This is a genomic window from Candidatus Symbiopectobacterium sp. NZEC151 (assembly GCF_025962655.1).
Taxonomy (GTDB): Bacteria; Pseudomonadota; Gammaproteobacteria; order Enterobacterales; family Enterobacteriaceae; genus Symbiopectobacterium.
This window is the reverse complement of the sequence record NZ_JAGFPE010000003.1, coordinates 321,680-338,645: the sequence shown is the minus strand read 5'-3', so window position 1 is coordinate 338,645 and position 16,966 is coordinate 321,680. Positions and strand designations below refer to the sequence as shown.

The 16,966-nt window shown below is 47.4% G+C and carries 18 protein-coding genes and 1 tRNA gene; 6 read left to right on the top strand and 13 right to left on the bottom strand.

What is annotated here, in order from left to right:
* Window positions 1-300: 300 nt before the first annotated feature.
* Entirely contained in the window at window positions 301-459 is a 159-nt protein-coding gene (locus J5067_RS23300; RefSeq protein ID WP_369076102.1) for an Arm DNA-binding domain-containing protein, read from the bottom strand.
* A gap of 426 nt (window positions 460-885) precedes the next feature.
* On the opposite strand from J5067_RS23300, the gene J5067_RS12290 reads away from it, so the two are divergent.
* The 4 genes from J5067_RS12290 to J5067_RS12275 all read left to right on the top strand — a co-directional run bounded on the left by J5067_RS12290 (window position 886) and on the right by J5067_RS12275 (window position 3,927).
* A complete protein-coding gene (locus J5067_RS12290) occupies window positions 886-1,179 on the top strand; it encodes a DUF1778 domain-containing protein (protein ID WP_145522506.1) in 294 nt (97 codons plus the stop codon).
* Complete coding sequence (locus tag J5067_RS12285; protein ID WP_264628393.1) at window positions 1,176-1,664, top strand: GNAT family N-acetyltransferase; 489 nt, start codon at window positions 1,176-1,178, stop codon at window positions 1,662-1,664. Before J5067_RS12290 ends, J5067_RS12285 begins: the two co-directional genes overlap by 4 nt.
* A 437-nt stretch (window positions 1,665-2,101) precedes the next feature.
* Window positions 2,102-2,263, top strand: coding sequence for a hypothetical protein (locus tag J5067_RS12280; RefSeq protein WP_264651223.1), 162 nt, complete (start codon window positions 2,102-2,104; stop codon window positions 2,261-2,263).
* 65 nt (window positions 2,264-2,328) lie between these two features.
* Entirely contained in the window at window positions 2,329-3,927 is a 1,599-nt protein-coding gene (locus tag J5067_RS12275; RefSeq protein WP_264651222.1) for an anti-phage dCTP deaminase, read from the top strand.
* Between the two features lie 191 nt (window positions 3,928-4,118).
* Here the strand turns inward: J5067_RS12275 and J5067_RS12270 are convergent, their stop codons facing one another.
* The 4 genes from J5067_RS12270 to mobC form a co-directional block, all read right to left on the bottom strand.
* The gene (locus J5067_RS12270) at window positions 4,119-5,252 is read right to left on the bottom strand and encodes a beta family protein (RefSeq protein ID WP_264651221.1); all 1,134 of its coding nucleotides are present in this window, start codon (window positions 5,250-5,252) and stop codon (window positions 4,119-4,121) included.
* A gap of 10 nt (window positions 5,253-5,262) precedes the next feature.
* The gene (locus tag J5067_RS12265) at window positions 5,263-6,492 is read right to left on the bottom strand and encodes an ImmA/IrrE family metallo-endopeptidase (protein ID WP_264651220.1); all 1,230 of its coding nucleotides are present in this window, start codon (window positions 6,490-6,492) and stop codon (window positions 5,263-5,265) included.
* Window positions 6,489-6,752 (bottom strand): type II toxin-antitoxin system HigB family toxin, encoded by a 264-nt coding sequence (locus tag J5067_RS12260; protein ID WP_264628002.1) that lies wholly within the window; start codon window positions 6,750-6,752, stop codon window positions 6,489-6,491. Before J5067_RS12260 ends, J5067_RS12265 begins: the two co-directional genes overlap by 4 nt.
* Window positions 6,753-7,055: 303 nt before the next feature.
* The gene (mobC, locus tag J5067_RS12255; protein ID WP_264628003.1) at window positions 7,056-7,802 is read right to left on the bottom strand and encodes a MobC family replication-relaxation protein; all 747 of its coding nucleotides are present in this window, start codon (window positions 7,800-7,802) and stop codon (window positions 7,056-7,058) included.
* Between the two features lie 141 nt (window positions 7,803-7,943).
* On the opposite strand from mobC, the gene J5067_RS12250 reads away from it, so the two are divergent.
* The gene (locus J5067_RS12250; RefSeq protein WP_264651219.1) at window positions 7,944-8,105 is read left to right on the top strand and encodes a hypothetical protein; all 162 of its coding nucleotides are present in this window, start codon (window positions 7,944-7,946) and stop codon (window positions 8,103-8,105) included.
* A gap of 559 nt (window positions 8,106-8,664) precedes the next feature.
* On the opposite strand, the gene J5067_RS12245 is transcribed toward J5067_RS12250, so the two are convergent.
* Window positions 8,665-9,015 (bottom strand): hypothetical protein, encoded by a 351-nt coding sequence (locus J5067_RS12245; protein WP_264628109.1) that lies wholly within the window; start codon window positions 9,013-9,015, stop codon window positions 8,665-8,667.
* A gap of 185 nt (window positions 9,016-9,200) precedes the next feature.
* On the opposite strand from J5067_RS12245, the gene J5067_RS12240 reads away from it, so the two are divergent.
* Window positions 9,201-9,395 carry a YlcI/YnfO family protein gene (locus tag J5067_RS12240; RefSeq protein WP_264628108.1) on the top strand — a complete coding sequence of 65 codons (195 nt, stop codon included), beginning with the start codon at window positions 9,201-9,203 and terminating at the stop codon, window positions 9,393-9,395.
* A gap of 158 nt (window positions 9,396-9,553) precedes the next feature.
* Here J5067_RS12240 and J5067_RS12235 read toward each other — a convergent pair whose 3' ends face one another.
* From J5067_RS12235 to aspA, 7 genes are all read right to left on the bottom strand, one after another.
* A complete protein-coding gene (locus tag J5067_RS12235) occupies window positions 9,554-10,816 on the bottom strand; it encodes an integrase arm-type DNA-binding domain-containing protein (RefSeq protein ID WP_264651218.1) in 1,263 nt (420 codons plus the stop codon).
* Between the two features lie 171 nt (window positions 10,817-10,987).
* Window positions 10,988-11,063 (bottom strand) — tRNA-Phe (locus J5067_RS12230).
* A gap of 130 nt (window positions 11,064-11,193) precedes the next feature.
* Entirely contained in the window at window positions 11,194-11,775 is a 582-nt protein-coding gene (locus J5067_RS12225) for a transcriptional regulator (protein ID WP_264643987.1), read from the bottom strand.
* 45 nt (window positions 11,776-11,820) lie between these two features.
* Window positions 11,821-13,548 (bottom strand): protein-disulfide reductase DsbD, encoded by a 1,728-nt coding sequence (locus tag J5067_RS12220; protein WP_264651217.1) that lies wholly within the window; start codon window positions 13,546-13,548, stop codon window positions 11,821-11,823.
* Window positions 13,524-13,856, bottom strand: a complete 333-nt coding sequence (gene cutA / locus J5067_RS12215; RefSeq protein ID WP_264643989.1) for a divalent cation tolerance protein CutA — start codon at window positions 13,854-13,856, stop codon at window positions 13,524-13,526. Before cutA ends, J5067_RS12220 begins: the two co-directional genes overlap by 25 nt.
* Window positions 13,857-13,964: 108 nt before the next feature.
* Window positions 13,965-15,266 carry an anaerobic C4-dicarboxylate transporter gene (locus J5067_RS12210; protein ID WP_264651216.1) on the bottom strand — a complete coding sequence of 434 codons (1,302 nt, stop codon included), beginning with the start codon at window positions 15,264-15,266 and terminating at the stop codon, window positions 13,965-13,967.
* Between the two features lie 151 nt (window positions 15,267-15,417).
* Window positions 15,418-16,857 carry an aspartate ammonia-lyase gene (gene aspA, locus J5067_RS12205; protein WP_264643991.1) on the bottom strand — a complete coding sequence of 480 codons (1,440 nt, stop codon included), beginning with the start codon at window positions 16,855-16,857 and terminating at the stop codon, window positions 15,418-15,420.
* Between the last annotated feature and the right edge of the window lie 109 nt (window positions 16,858-16,966).

Sequence of the window (16,966 nt, the reverse complement as noted above, 5' to 3'; positions counted from 1 at the left end):
ATAGGAAGTGAATATGTCAACACTCGGTAAACTGCACCCTTTACTTTTGCGGTATTCCGAAAGTCCATTAGGAGAGATCGGTATTCATCGCACTGTACGTGACTCGCTCAATGCTATAAATCCCGCTAAATTTCCATCAATATAAGAGTGATTGCATTCTCGAACTTATCCGCATATTCGCTAAGTCACTGGCTTGTTTTCTCCGCGGACTCGAGGTAGAAAACGGCAATCCAGCATTTGGGGGCAGGGTGGGTGATAATCGGTGGGTAATGGGCTTTGGCTTTCAGGCTGTGCTTGGTTTCAATGGCGGGACGAACGGGTGATCAAAATGGCGCTACAGCGGAAATACCACCGCTTAGCACCATGAGTAGATATCGTTAGATAAAGCCCTAACGCATCTGTGAGCCTGTATGATTTTTCTAGGTTTTTTGCTGAGCGGATCTTGCTATCAGTTAACATGGGCGGGTCACTCCGTTCATCGAACTGAATGACCCGTAATTTGACCCACTTTTTCCGGATACCTAGGGATAACTAAGAACGCATCGGGAAAGATTTTTATGCCACTTTGGTTGCATTACAAACACATAGGGATTTATAGGAACGTATAGGGAGGCATAAAAAAGAGGAAGTGGTGCCCGGACTCGGGAACATTCAGCTCTCTATTAGGTTGAACGGCAGCATAAATTTTAACCATGTTTGTTGTCAAGACCCGTAGGTTGACCCCGTTTTTGGGCTGTTCAGAACGGGCGAGTTTGCAAACCGCATGGCAAGATGTCGGGCTCGTTCTTTCTATCAGTTTTCTCACGCCATTTATAAAACGTAATGACATTAGCGTTACGTGTGCTGTATGATTATCATCCAGATGACAGGTCGGAGGGTGACATCATGTCAGCGACACATAGCGTTTCAGTTAAACGCGAAACATTAAATTTACGCATCAAGCCCGCAGAACGCGATCTTATCGATCGTGCGGCGAAAGCCAGAGGAAAAAATCGCACGGATTTTGTCCTTGAGGCTGCGCGTGCTGCCGCAGAAGAGGCGTTGATCGACCAGCGGATCATCATGGCAGATCCTGAAGCTTATCAAGAATTCCTTGCGCGCTTGGATCAAGCTCCCTCGCCGAATGCTGCGCTGCGGAAAACCATGCAAACCCCAGCACCGTGGGAGCAGAAAAAATGATTTCCGCCCCTGAGCCACTTCACGCTAAGCATGAACTTTCCGCATTCTGCTGCGGCGTGGAGTCTATGGATAACTGGCTGAAACAGCGGGCGATGAAAAATCAGGTATCTGGCGCATCACGGACTTTCGTCAGTTGCGATGGCTCGAAAGTGCTGGCGTATTACTCGCTGGCTTCCAGTGCTGTGGCAACAACTGCTGCACCCGGACGTTTTCGCCGTAATATGCCCGATCCGATCCCGATTGTGGTGTTGGGGCGGTTGGCTGTAGACACATCGTTGCATGGGCAGGGCGTTGGTCGGGCGTTGGTGCGAGATGCTGGGCTGCGAGTAATTCAAGTGGCTGAGACTATTGGCATTCGCGGGATGTTGGTTCATGCCTTGTCTGATGAGGCGCGGGAGTTCTACTTGCGGGTGGGGTTTGAGCCTTCGCCGATAGATCCTATGATGTTGATGGTGACATTGGGGGATTTGGCTGGGAGCATGTAATTTCAAATCATTACAGTTGCCTTAAATTTCAGCAAATGTACTGCGATTGGTGAATATGTGCTCAAACTCAGAGATTAATACCGCAAAACTGTTATCTGAGAATCACACCTTTCAACAACGTGAGCAGTGGATAACAAAGAGTTAGCACGAAAATCTGAGTGGTTTAAGTCGATAGGACTAAGATTAGCCTATGATATAGCCCGCAAAATTGAAAAAAGATATAAAGATTTTAACAGATGTACGCATACTTTACTCGATGGCTTAAGCTGCCTATGTGGTTTTTTTGATTAAAATCAATGTATTATATTATTTTCAACCTTTAATTGAAAACCCTGTACTTTGCATTATCCTCATTATAGTGTATGAAAATCACTTTTAGCGGTTGACGAGATGTTAGGCACAGGTAGAATGTGCCAACTTTTGGCGAGGGGCGTCTAATGATTGTTAAATTTAAAGTTTCGACTACTAGAGAAGAAAAAAAACAATCAAATCATAAGGATAGTGCTGGGGCTGTTATAAAATTTAAGCCTAAGTCATCCGTTGATGAAGAAAAAATTATCCAGTCTATAATTGTTCGTGCTGAACAAATGAATTGGTAAAAATTAGTAACACTCTTGAACGTTTCTTATATATAGTGGTGTTTTATGTGAGCAGGAATACCACTATGCCAGCTAACACAGCAAAAAAACAACCCTCTCAACATTTAGACTCAAATCAAGATAACCCTGACTCAATCGAAATGCTGACAAGCCGTCAGTCAAACGAACTAATTATTGCTTTTTGTGGACCAATAGGGGCTGGGATAAAATCAATCAGAGAATCGTTCCAAAATAACTTAGTAAAAATGGGATATGAAGTTCACCATATTCTTTTAAGTGAGATTATGGATAGTATTAGTAATGTTACAACCCAAATTGATAATCCCTATGAGCGTTATAAAAAAAGACAACTACAGGGAAATGATTTACGAAATAGTTTTTCCCCCCAGATATTGGCAGAGGCAGCAATTTCAAAAATAAAGCTTATCAAGCAAAAGATAAAAATTGGAAAAGGAGAAGCTGAAGATTCGATTTTCAAAGGAAAAATTGCATATCTTGTCGATCAGCTAAAGAATCCTTCAGAAGTAGAATTGCTTCGAATGGTATATCAACATAATTTTTATCTTATTGGTGTTCTGAGAAGTGAATCTGAGAGAAAAAGAAATTTAAGAGATGAAACAATTAAACCTGAACAGATTGACGAACTTATTCACTTGGATAGAAAGTCAGGTGGTAAGCATGGACAACAAGTTGAAAAGACTATTTTAGATTCCGATCTTTTTGTCAAAAATAACCATAGTCATAGATCAAGTATCGACTCTAAAATAATTCGATTTATTAATATTATTCATGGCAAAAATGGAATATCTCCAACATTCAAAGAAAAAGGAATGTTTGTTGCTTTCTCGGCATCCTTGCAGTCAGCTTGCTTATCTCGACAAGTTGGTGCTGCTATTCTAGATAGAAATGGAAACATTATTTCAACTGGTCGAAATGACGTTCCTAAGTTTGGTGGAGGGCTTTATACTTATGAAGATGAAGAAAATGATTTTAGATGCATTCACAAAGGTGGCCGTTGTTATAATGATTTACATAAAAACAAAATAAAATCCGGAATTACTCGTGAATTAAAAAAGGAAATGAATAAATTTTTTGAAGAGAATAAAATTGTACAAGATGAAACTCTAAAACAACTTCCATTAGATGGACTTTATGAAAAAATAGCTGACGAGATTTTTGATAAAACGCCAATCGGTTCTTTAATTGAATATTCTAGAGCGATTCATGCGGAAATGGATGCTATAACTACACTAGCTAGAACTGGCGATGCCTCCACATATGAAAAATTAATGTTCACAACTACTTTCCCATGTCATAACTGTGCTCGACATATAGTAGCAGCTGGAATTAAAGAAGTTATATATATAGAGCCTTATGAGAAAAGCCTGGCACTGGACCTCCATGATGATGCGATCAATGATGCAAATAGCAGCAATCCGGAAAAAGTCTCTTTTATTCAATTTGAAGGTGTATCGCCTAGGAGATATCATAAATTTTTCTTTGCTACAGCAGATAGAAAGAAAACAGATGGAAAAGCCGAAGAGTTTACTACAAAATATAAAAATCATGTAGATATACAATTTCTGGATAGTTATCAATCAATAGAGGAAAAGATATCTGGTAACTTCTTTAAAAAAATTAAGCGTGTTGAAGGGGAAATATAACACAGCGAATCGTTTCTGAAACTGAATTTTTTAGCCATTATGTGAATTATATATTTTGAGGTCGAGTAGCGATTAACATGATGAAATATTCCTTTGTTTTGAACTGACCTGTTAAAAATTGAAGCTTAGTGTTTCATTGTGTTGATCTGATCGTGGTGATAAAAAAGAGCGCTGAAGCGCTCTTTTTTAACTTAATGCTGAAACTCTCGTTGATGTTGAATAGTATATTCAAACTCTCTGATTTCAGCAAACACATGCGTGGCATGATGGTTTGTATCAATTGAAACCCAATTTGTTGTATTTCCTACAAACTGTTCTTTTGCACATTTATCAATCATTTCGTCTCCCCAGCTAAATTTAGGTGCTTTGTAGTACGGGGAAGATATCAGTTTTTTTGACAAATCTTGCATTTGAGCTCCTTTTTTCCCAATGGCGCGAGAATAACCTCGAACGACAAAAATACTGTCATCGATTGTATATCTAATTTTTCCATTTGCGTTAGGGGCAATTATTTCATCACCTACTGATGGACTTACTATACCATAATCGCCAAATACCAATTTTAGTCTTGGATGAAATTTTTTGAATGCTTTCCATACTTTTACTTCTTTACGAACTACTATTCCTTGTGATTCTCGCTTAGGAACCATACCATTGATGTCACCGCTAATAGAACATCCAGCAATGGATAAAAATCTAAAATTATAAGGTTGCAATGTCGTTATTGCTCTCTGAACTTTTTCGTTCAAGTCGACGATTGACGATTTGGTTATATCTTCGAAGTCTAGAATAACAGAACAGTGTTCTGGAATAATATCTAATGAAGAAAATATATCATTGAAAGTATCAAAAAATGGCTCTTCTTCAATCATATCTTCAAATGCAAAAGAGTTTAGTCTAATAATGAAATTATTTTGCCTTTGGGAGATTATTTTTAGGGTTGTTGAATATTCATCATCTTCCCACCGATCATAACCAATGACAGGAATTACTTGGCTATTATTTTTTTCAAGTGAACTGATTATATGGCTTAATATATGCTCTCCTGATTCGATATTTGAATTAGGAGCCCATCGACTTATATCAATCCCCATTGGCAGTCCGCGCATAACTTTAGATAATGAAGTTGTGTTGTTGTTAATAAAAAACTCAACTGGGTTTCTAATGTTAATGTATTTTTTTGATTCTCGTTGTTTTTTTGTAAGGATCGGAATTTCAAATACAGGAAGTATGCTTTCCATTACTTGAGGATTAGCCTGCAAGTTATCGATTGCTTCGAATTCGCCTTTTTTAGCTTTTAAGATAGGCATGTATTTAGGGTACATAAATCCTCACTTACCAAATATGATTAGGAAAATGTTTTCTGACTTCACCTTGCCCAACTAGCTCTGAAAATTGATTATATTGACCAGTCTCCCTTCGTATCCTTCCCGCAATGATGGATGGATGGATTCTTAATTCTCTGGAGAGTTCATCAATTGTGCTTTTACTAGGGGTCAAATATGCTGAACTCCGTTTCCATACAATTCGAGGAATTAATGTATCTCTGGCAATTCTATTTGCTTCGGCTTCCATTTTATCAGCGCTATCTTTGAGAGTCTCAAGATCATCAACAAAGGTATTATTTGAATCAACATGCTTCCATATATGTACAACTTCATGAAGTAAAGTGAACCAAAAGTTATCGAGACGATCCTGCCTTAGTGTTAGTGCAATTATGGGGCGCCCGTCAGTGTCTTTCAAGGCGGCACCATCTATTGCAGTACCCGTAAGTGGGGGCTCAATTATGACACATATACCATTCTTCTCTAAAAATTCCACAGCCAGTAATGGGCCGTATTCCGACCAACTTAAATGAGCTAGTTCTTTTAGAAAATCTTTAGAAATACAATCCTTTTTGAATTCTACAGCTAGTTTTTTCTCTCGTGATTTTTGTACAACTCTTGCCACCCAAGCATGCAATTTATATACGGTTGTTGGAGAATAGGCATCACCATTTAATGTCCTTTTAAATGCAGTAGCAGTATAGTTTGAACCAAGCCTTTCAATGAATTTTTTAACTTGCTCTTCTGCATTAACCTTAGTCTTGGATTTCAGGTTCTCGATCCAACCTTTAGAAAGCATTTCTTTAATTGGAAATTTTGCCCAATTGACATCTTCTGCTGCTGTACGATCTGCGTATCCTGCCTCGGTCTCCATGCCTAATAGTGTTTGTGGTGATATGCCTAAACCTATTGACAAAGCTTTTATCATTGCAACTGTCAGCTGGCGCTTTCCTGATAAGACTTCAGAGACCCGACTTTTGGTTCCGAAGTAAGGGGTTAAATCTGATTGTTTTAATCCTTGCTCTTCCATTCTGAACTTTATTGCATCGATAGGATTGACCGGCGTTACTGGATAATTTGCATTCTCGTAGTTTTCAATGATAACAGTGAGTAACTCTAGTCGCTCTGAATCTTCTGAGCCTGCAATAAGCTCAAAAGTGAGCAACCTTTCAACTTCTGAAAGGTAAGCATGATATTGTTCTTCAGTTCGAATGACTCGAACTTCGGTGATTGTATTCATTTTGATACCACTTGATTTATCACTGCGATGCTCCTGTCAAACTTGAATGTGACTTTTATACCCAGCGATTTAATGCCGCACACAAAAAAAATGCAGCATACCTGATCAACTTGCTGGGCTCTTGGAAAGGTATCTAAAACGGCTCTAACATCTTTCCAGTAAGCATTGGTAAGCTCAGCTGTCCAGGCAGAAAGCCAAACATCAGTTTCGTGATTAATGCCGCTTAGTACCTGAAGTCTTTGCTTGCCAATTAGTCGCATTGATGTTCTCCATTTGGGAACTATGATAGGTGTGGTAATATTGAATGTCAATAAATGGTTCCCAATAATGGAACTTTTCATGTATGAGAGCTCATATTCGTTATGAGGTCTAAGGTGTTAGAATCAACTACGTTGAGGCTATATATGGCAATTTATTGATCTAAATCAAAAAGAGCTCGTTCATTAAAAATGATAAAATTCAATATATTAAATATATAGAATAAATTGACGGCTACGTAAAACTTCAACTATAGGAAACATGACGATATCAGTGATATCACCATTGGTATAAAAATCATGTGGTTATTTGTAATTGTTTAGATCAAGTCTGTTCAGTTCCTCAACCGTATAAACCCGAAAAACATTGCGGTGCTTCGCTTCCAGCGGGATACGCTGATGACTGACGATGGCGTATTTCACGCTATTGAACATCCGCTCAATGGCTCGCTTTATCTGCGGGTCTGGCACGATGTAGAAGACGTACATCCAAAGTTTTTGAGTCCGAGTTATCAAATGCTGGGTGACAATCGCCTGATAACGGGCCTTGGTTTTCAGATGGCGCTCAGCTTCAACGGCGATAACCGTCCCGTCAGGTAACGTTATCACCCCGGCCGGGCGATGATATACCTTATAGCGGCTGCGGAATGTTGAATCAGCGCCGCTGATCCACCCATAAGCGCCTTTCTTCTCCAGAAGGAGCCGTGCTAGCTGACGATCAAGGCGCTGCATCAGCGTCCAGCCAGTGACTTTCGAGGGCTCAAATCGTGCAGGAAAGCCATCCTCATGGGGTGTGACAACAACGGATAATCCGTCATTGGTGATCCCCCACAGAGAGATTTTCACCATTCTGGTGTTTATTTCATGCTTTTGGACCAATCCCAAGCTAATGGCTTTCGCCAGCAGCAAATAAAGCGGTTTGTGATTTTTAAAATCAAAAAGCAGCATCAGGTTTTTAAAACTACTGTAGGTTTCTTGTTTCAGAAAATTGAGCAGGACCCGGATCTTTTCGTGATTACGCGCCCGTCGTTCACTGTAATCGTAAATAAGCATGCATCCTCCTTTGCATTGTATTGGACTGTTCTCTCTTTCGGCTTTATCGCCTCATTGCATGGGGGAATACCTTCGCCCACAGGCATGAGTCGACGTCATGAGGCGATCTTGTGGGGAGAAAGAGGTGACCGCATTGCGGTCATGCGCCGGAAAATACATTTCCCGGCACAAAACGGCATGCACCAGTTCATGCGGGCTGGACGCCCTTATTACCTGGCGCATGGGGGTAATGTCGCGGCTGGACGCCGCACCAAAACCCCCAAGGTCAACGGCGGCACACCGTCGCGCGCTACGCGCGACTAACCCCTTTGAGACGCCGTTTTTTGCCCCTTTTTTCTTTTGCCCGTTCCGGTCAGCGAAAAAATAGGAAAACGACTTCAAAGTGGTTAGTCGCGCCACGCTACCGGCTTTGGGCCGGAGACTTAGCCGCGACGGTGTGCGGGGCAAGCCCCCCACAAAAACCGGCATTCTGGGGAATGCCTTTTTGCTCGCTGGGGCGGCAAAATTTTTGCGGCTCCCCCCGGCCTGCTCGGTTCCCCTCGGGGGGAACGCTCGCCGGTGGGTTCGGGCGACGCAAATTAGCAATTTCTGCGAAATTGAATTTACTCGCCTCACGCCACTTGTTAATTCCTGCGGAGCGCAGAAATTAATAAGCCTAAATGCGTCATGCTTGGTGTGTCCGCAGGGCTGCATTTTATTCCCCTGTTGAAGTATGTCGTTGGGGAATGCTAGCGAGAAAGGGAAGGCGTGACGTTAAATTACTCAATATCGAATGTGATGAGTTTTTGGTTATGCAGTTCCACCAACAAAAAAGCTCTGCCCGTCACTACTGACGGCAGAGCTTTGATCGGGAGTGCTAGGTTCAGCACGTTGTCTTGCTGGTCAGTGCTTGCGCGCGTTCCTGCATATCGGTGAGGGCAGGGATAAGCAGACAGATAGCGGTCAGCCCATGCCCTAATTGGCATAAGCTCTCAGGTGTGGATTCGTACACCTCATTTTCGGCAAAGGTGATCAGTGCGTCACCGATAAAATTGAGGCAATGGCAAAGTCCGGCGCGGGTTTCAGCGCAATAATAGGCGGCCAGCAACAATTCATCGTTGTCCATGATCGAGAAGTCCAGATGAGCCAGTGCGGCGCTCATGGCAGAATACAGGCTATCGCACTCCGCCAGTGATTGATAAGGCGTGCGCGTGTTACTATCAGCATCAGCCATAGCATTAGTCTCCTTAATGTTGTGGTCAGAAGCCCGGTGAGTGTTGGCGCACTGCCGGGTTTCGTTTTTCACCATAAATTCTCTTTTGGTGCACATACACCATAACGCTAGGTGCACATACACGTCAACGTGTTTGAAAATTATTTTCCCTTGTATAGTGTTCGTTCAGTGAAAAGGAAAACGGCATGCCTACAGGCTCAAAAAACAAACGTTCGACAACAAAGGGAATACGTTTCCCGCACGAGCTTATCGAAGCAATCAATGCCAGCGTCGCGCTGGAAAAAGCGAATGACCCTGACGCGAATTTTTCAGCCTGGGTGCTGGATGCCTGCAACAAAAAATTGGCTGCTTCACGGCAGGGCAAATCGACGAAATCATAGCGTTATGAGCAGTGACTGACAGAATGGGAAGGGCGGCAAAGGCGTTCTTGTTGTGAATCAGTGCTGCATGCATGATGCAACGAAATTGCTCCCGACAGGCTTTCTATGGAATAGAAAGCCTGTCGGGAGCCTGTGTGGGTAACGCGTCAGCGGCAAGATCAATGCTTCCCTGCGTTACTCCGCGCATAAACATAGGGTGCGACATAACCCTCTCGATTGACATCCAGATAATCTGACCACCACTGCATCATTTCGATTCTGGCTTCCAGATGCTCCGCCTTATGCACGTAAGCTGCCCGCACACCGTTGCGCTCTTTGTGACTCATCTGTCGCTCGATGGCATCCTTTGACCAGCGTCCGGACTCGTTCAGGGCGCTACAGGCCATGGTCCTGAAACCGTGGCCGCACACCTCGGTTTTGGTGTCATAGCCAATAACGCGCAGCGCCTTGTTGATGGTGTTTTCACTCATCGGCTTGTTCAACGTATGTGCACCCGGAAAAACAAAGACTGATTCGCCAGAAATTGCCCGAATCTGTTCCAGTAGGGCGACCGCCTGCCGTGACAGCGGCACCAGATGTTCATCCCTCATTTTTGCGCCACGTTCTGAGAATCTCACGCCGTTTACCGCTTCGCGCTGGGGTGGCACGGTCCAGATATGCACTTTCAGGTTGAATTCATCCCAGCGGGCAAGACGTAGCTCACTGGCGCGCAGGAAAACATGGAGATTAAGTTCCAGCGCTAGTCGAGTTAGCATCCGACCTTGGTAGCTATCAATCTTCACCAGCAGTTCTGGTAGGCGTTTCAGCGGCAGGGCAGGATGATGTTGGGTCACAACCGGAGTCACAACGCCATCCAGATCGTAAGCTGGATTGTATTTGATCACGCCTTGCTGCACCGCATGACGCATGATTTTGGTCAGATGCTGGCGCACGCGCCCCGCGACGTCATGCACGCCTTTATCGTCAATCGCTTTAACCAGTTGTGCCAGATGGCGGGTTTCAATCTGAGCGATATCCATCGCGCCAATAGCAGGAAAAACGTAGCGTTTCAGGCAGGTGAGGATTTTAGCGGCGTGCGCGTCCGACCACAGATTAAGGCTGCTGGTGTGCCAGCCAGTGGCGATATAGCGAAACGTTCTTGATTCGTCCACTGCGGATTTTTCTGCCTTGCGAGACAGCGAAGGGCAGACACCGGATGCCAGCAACTTACGCGCCGCGTCGCGCTTTTCTCGGGCTGCTGCCAATGAAATCAACGGGTAAGCGCCAAAGGCGAGGCGGTTCTCTTTACGGTCGAAGGTATAGCGGAAATACCACCGCTTAGCACCATGAGTAGATATCGTTAGATAAAGCCCTAACGCATCGGTGAGCTTGTATGATTTTTCTAGGTTTTTGGCTGAGCGGATCTTGCTATCAGTCAACATGGGCGGGTCACTCCGTTCATCGAACTGAATGACCCGTAATTTGACCCACTTTTTTCCGGATACCTAGGGATAACTAAGAATGCATCGGGAAAGATTTTTATGCCACTTTGGTTGCATTACAAACACATAGGGATTTATAGGAACGCATAGGGAGGCATAAAAAAGGAGAAGTGGTGCCCGGACTCGGAATCGAACCAAGGACACGGGGATTTTCAATCCCCTGCTCTACCGACTGAGCTATCCGGGCAACGGGGCGCATTAAACCGTATTGGCCGCTTGCCGTCAACGGGTTTGTGCAGGAAAAGCATCAAAACCACGTTGATTGCCGACTTTTCAGTCAGGATGACGCATTTCTCAGCGTCGCGCCCCAGGTTCTGTCAGGTTAGCGCACCGTTTTTGCGGCATAACGCGAACCGCAGTACATCCTCCGCCAGACGGCGTGCCGTGGCGATGTCATCCGCGTGGTGTTTTACCATCAACCGACTCAGGCAACCTTCGAGAATCAATTCCATCTGCTGAGCGACCATTTCAGGATCGTCCGTTTCCAACTGCGCCAGAAGTTCGCGCGTGTAGTGGAGCGATGCCTGTTTTTGACGCTCTGCAATCTGATGGATGGGATGATGGATATCAGGATAAAAACTGCACGCCGCAATAAACAAGCAGCCGGGATAGCGCTGGTTCTGTAACGCCTCATGCAACACCTGATAGCGCGCCAGCAGTTTTTCCTCAACCGAGAGCGCGTCATCCAGCAACAGCTGACGTCGCCAGGTATCCACCTGCTGGCTGTGGTGCCGCAGACAATCATAGAGGAGTGCTTCACGATCCGGCCAGAAGGCGGTCATGGCCTCTGCGGTGATGCAGTGTTTCTCCGCCAGAGTGTCTAACGTTAAGGCGGCAACGCCCTGTTGTTCCAGTAAGATCAGCGCGCTCTCAAGTACCTCGTCCCGCTGTAGTTGCATGATATCCCCCTTGATTCAGACTGGGGCCGCCACCGTTTCAGCAGCTTATTGCCCCAGTTTTTGCAAATGTGCCCGGAACGCCTCGGCATTCATAAAACCCGTAATGCGTGAGTCGGGAATCTCTCGGCCATTACTGTCAAAAAAGAGTATGGTCGGTAACCCCATAACCTGAAATTTTTTCAGCAAGGCATTTTGCTGCGCGTTGTTGGCGGTGACATCCGCCTGAAGGAGTTGAAACCTGACCAGATCCTGTTTAACGTCCGCATCGCTGAAGGTGTATTTCTCAAACTCTTTGCAGGCTACACACCAGTCGGCATATAAATCCAGCATGGCAGGGCGCTGGCTGCTAGTGAGGGATTGGTTCAACCCTTCCAGATGATGAACCGGTGTAAACGGCAGAGTCGATGTGTGAGCGGTGCTGGCTTGGCTTGATGAAGGCATTAACCATTCTTGCAATGGACGAGCGGCGGTCACGGCACCAATCAAAAGCAGCAGTTGTATCAAACGCATCCCGCGCCAATGGCTGCGCAAGCCCAGTATGATCAGCCAACTCAGGAAGGAAATTATCAGCAGGCTCCACAGGCGAGCTCCCCAGATATCGCCTACAACGCGTTCCAGCAGAAAAACCGGTAAGGCCAGAATGACAAACCCAAAAGCAGTTTTGATGTGCTGCATCCAAGGACCGCTACGGGGTAAAAAGCGGTTGCCGAACAGCGTCACCGCGATAAGCGGCAAGCCCATACCGAGCGCATAGAGATAAAGGATGCCGCCACCGGCGACGCTATTACCGCTTTGCGCAATGTAGAGCAGGATGGCGCTGAGTGGGGCTGTGGTGCAGGGCGAGCAGATTAGTCCTGCCAGTGCCCCCATGCAAAAGACCCCACCCAGAGAGCCGCTTTGTTGTCGATTGCTCCACAGCGCCAGACGGGTTTGCAGGGCGGAGGGCATTTGTAGGTTATAGAGGCCAAACATCGACAGCGCAAGGGCGATAAACAACAGTGACAAGCCGATCAACACGGCTGGGTGCTGTAGCGCCGCCTGAAAGCGTAGCCCTGCCGCCGCGATGATAACGCCGAGCAGCGTGTAGGTCAGCGCCATGCCTTGCACATAGGTGAATGCCAGCAGCAGGGTGCGACGCGCGGATAATTGCTGTTTCCTGCCAAGAATCAGCCCGGAAATCAGTGGGTACATCGGGAGCACGCAGGGGGTGAAGGCAACACCAATACCGATTAACAGCGCCCAAAGCGGAGAAAACGGCAGTTGTGCTGGTGCTACCGGTGTTGTGGCCGTTGGAGCTCTATCGCTGGGCGTTGGCTGATGGCCTGCGGTCACTGCGCTTAACGGAATGTCCCGCGTTTCAGGCGGGTAGCAAAAACCTGCATCGGCACAGCCTTGATAGGTAACTCGCACCGTTGCACCCGCGGTGCTCTGCGTAACAGGGACGGTCACCGTGAGGCTATCGCGAAAAATTGCCACTTCGCCGAAAAAGTCGTCCTTGTGCGGCAGACCTGCGGGTAAGGACATGTCGCCTAATACGGCTTGGCCAGGAGCCAGGCTGATTTTATCGCGATAGAGATAATAGCCCGGATGGATTTGCCAGCGCAGCGTCAGCGTCTCTTGCTGTTGCTGAAAATCGAAAGCAAAGGCGCGATCTACCGTTAGAAAGCGGCTGTTTTGCACTGGAGATGATGGCGCAAACAGGGATGCGCCTGCCAGTTGAGGGCAGATCAGCGTGCTTAACAGCAGGATCAGCGTAAGGATGCGGTTAGCCATGTCAGGTAATCTTTGTCGCCATCCGTGATCGGAACCACCAACAGTTCCGGCGTTTGATAAGGGTGTTGTTGTTTCAGGCGTTGCAGCAGCGCAGGTTGGTGCAAGGTATCGCTCTTGATCACCAGTTGCACTTCCTTTTGCTGCTCCAGCTTACCTTCCCAGACATAGAAAGAGTGCGCGCCAGGCAGTACTGTGACACAGGCTGCCAGCCCGGCATTGAGCACATCGGTCGCCAACTGTTGTGCAATGGGTTCGTCCGGTGCGGTACACAGGACAACGATGGCGCTACTGCTCGCAGGATTTTCCATGGTCACCCCAGTGAAAGAGGAACTGGGGGTACTATACCCTGCTTTGGGGGCCAAGGGGAATGGATGCCGGGCGGCGAAGCACCGCCCGGGGTGAATACCGGAGGGGCGTTACAGCACCAGATTCCCCAGAACAAAGCCAAAGATGACGGATAGCGTAATCGCCAGAACGCCAGGCACCAGGAACGCGTGGTTAAAGACATACTTGCCGATACGGGTTGAACCGGTGTCATCCATTTCTACGGCGGCGAGCAGCGTAGGATAGGTGGGTAACACGAACAGCGCTGACACCGCGGCAAAGGAGGCGACGGCAGTGACTGGCGTCACGCCCAGCAGTAATGCCGCGGGCATCAGCGCCTTCGCTGTCGCCGCCTGTGAGTAGAGCAGGGTAGAGGCAAAAAACAGTATTACCGCCAGCATCCACGGGTAATTCTGCAACAATACCCCTGCGGTGCCCTGAATTTCACCGATGTGCGCTTTTACGAAGGTATCGCCTAACCAGGCCACGCCCATCACGCAAATGCAGGCGCTCATGCCGGATTTGAAGGTGCTGGCAGAGAGGATTTTGGCGGTATCCAGCTTACAGGTGATGCAGATCAGGGTGGCGACCGTCAGCATAAAGACCACGATGGCTTCGTTACGCGGCAGTATGGGCTTGGCAATCAGCCCGACGGTGTCGCTGATGGCGGTGGCGTAAAGCATCACAGCGACAATCCCCACTAAAAACAGCAGCACAGAACGCTTGGCCCCCATTTTTATCTCCAGCTTGCTGACGCCGCGCAGCACGGTTTCACCCTTTGCCAACCGCGCCTGATAAATCTCGTCGTCTTTCAGCTCCTTGCCCAAAAAGTTGGTCACTACGGCGGTAAGTAACACCGCGCATAAGGTGGTGGGAATACAGATGCCGAGCAGCAGCAGATAGCTGACGCCTTTCGGTTCAAGAATGCTGGCAACGAAAACCACGGCGGCGGAAATCGGTGAGGCTGTGATGGCGATTTGCGAGGCCACAACGGCAATCGATAACGGGCGGGAGGGGCGGATCCCTTGTTCTTTAGCCACTTCGGCAATCACCGGCAGGGTTGAGAACGCCGTGTGCCCTGTCCCCGCCAACAGTGTCATAAAATAGGTGACGACAGGGGCCAAAAAGGTGACGTATTTGGGCTGACGCCGTAGCAATTTTTCCGCCAGGCTCACCAGATAATCCATTCCTCCGGCGACCTGCATGGCCGCGATGGCGGCGATGACCGCCATGATGATTTGAATCACGTCGAAGGGAATGGCACCGGGTTTGATTTGAAACACCAGTGTCAGAACCAGAACGCCGAGACCGCCAGCAAAACCGATACCGATCCCACCGAGCCGTGCGCCGAGGTAAATAGCCAACAGAACGATAACCAACTCAAAGGCAAACATACCAATGCTCCTTTTTTAGATAAGAAATTCTTATGGTTATGGGCAAACCTGAGGCCATAAAAAAGGCACGCCCGCAAAATGCCGACGTGCCTGTCAGGAGTAACGCGAGCGCACCCGATGGTGAGGCGCGCTGTGCTAACCGATTGGACGCTTAAGACGCGTCGTTGTCATCCGTGTAACGTTTGGCCTTATAGGCCGGGTGCATCAGGTTTTGTACCGAGAAAATGTCATCCAGTTCACTTTCGGTCAGCAGACCGCGCTCCAGCACCACTTCACGCACGCTCTTACCGGTTTCGGCGCAAATCTTGCCGACAATGTCGCCATTGTGGTGGCCAATAAACGGGTTGAGGTAGGTGACAATGCCGATGGAGTTGAACACGTAGGCTTCACACACCGCTTTGTTGGCTGTAATGCCGTTAACGCATTTTTCCAGCAGGTTGTGACAGGCGTTGGTAAGAATATGGATAGATTCAAACATCGCCTGGCCGATCACCGGCTCCATCACGTTGAGCTGCAACTGACCCGCTTCAGAGGCCATGGTGACGCAGGTGTCGTTGCCGATCACCTTGAAGCACACCTGATTGACCACTTCCGGCACCACCGGATTGACCTTAGCGGGCATGATGGAAGAGCCTGCCTGCAATTCCGGCAGGTTGATTTCATTGAGGCCAGCGCGCGGGCCGGAAGAAAGCAGCCTAAGGTCGTTACAGATCTTCGACATCTTCACCGCCAGACGTTTCAGCGCACCGTGCACCATCACGTAAGCGCCGCAGTCGGAGGTGGCTTCGATCAAATCCTCAGCCGGTACGCACGCCAGGCCGCTCACTTCTGCCAGACGCTGCACGGCTAACTGTTGGTAACCGTCCGGTGTGTTCAACCGCGTGCCGATAGCGGTTGCGCCCAGATTCACTTCCAGCAGCAACTCGCCGGTGCGCAGCAGGTTTTTGTTTTCTTCGTAAAGCAGCACAGAGAATGCGTGGAATTCCTGACCCAGCGTCATCGGCACTGCATCCTGCAACTGGGTACGCCCCATCTTCAGGATGGTTTCAAATTCTTTGGCCTTGCGCTCGAAGCCGTCAGCCAACTGGGTGATGGCGTCTATCAGCGTCAGGATGGCACTGTACACCGCAATACGAAAGCCGGTGGGATAGGCGTCGTTGGTGGACTGGCACTTGTTCAGATGATCGTTAGGGTTGAGATACTGGTATTCACCTTTGTTATGGCCCATCAGCTCCAGACCAATGTTAGCCAGCACTTCGTTGGTGTTCATGTTCACCGAGGTGCCCGCTCCCCCCTGATACACATCAACCGGGAACTGATCCATGCATTTGCCGTTGTTCAGCACTTCATCGCAGGCACGGATAATAGTATCGGCAATCGCGCGGGGAATGGTTTTCAACTCGCGGTTTGCCAAGGCAGCGGCCTTTTTGACCATCACCATGCCACGCACGAATTCGGGAATATCGCTGATTTTGTGGTTGCTGATGTAAAAATTTTCAATTGCCCGCAGGGTATGAATGCCATAGTAGGCATCGGCGGGAACTTCACGGTTACCTAACAGGTCTTCTTCAATACGGATGTTGTCTGACATGAGAGCCTTCTCTTGAATCCTGCAACTTGATGAGAACGCGTTTTGCTAACCACCTTGGTGTTAACAAAAAAGCGTGTTAACCAATAATCGTGCCAATAAACGCGAGTTA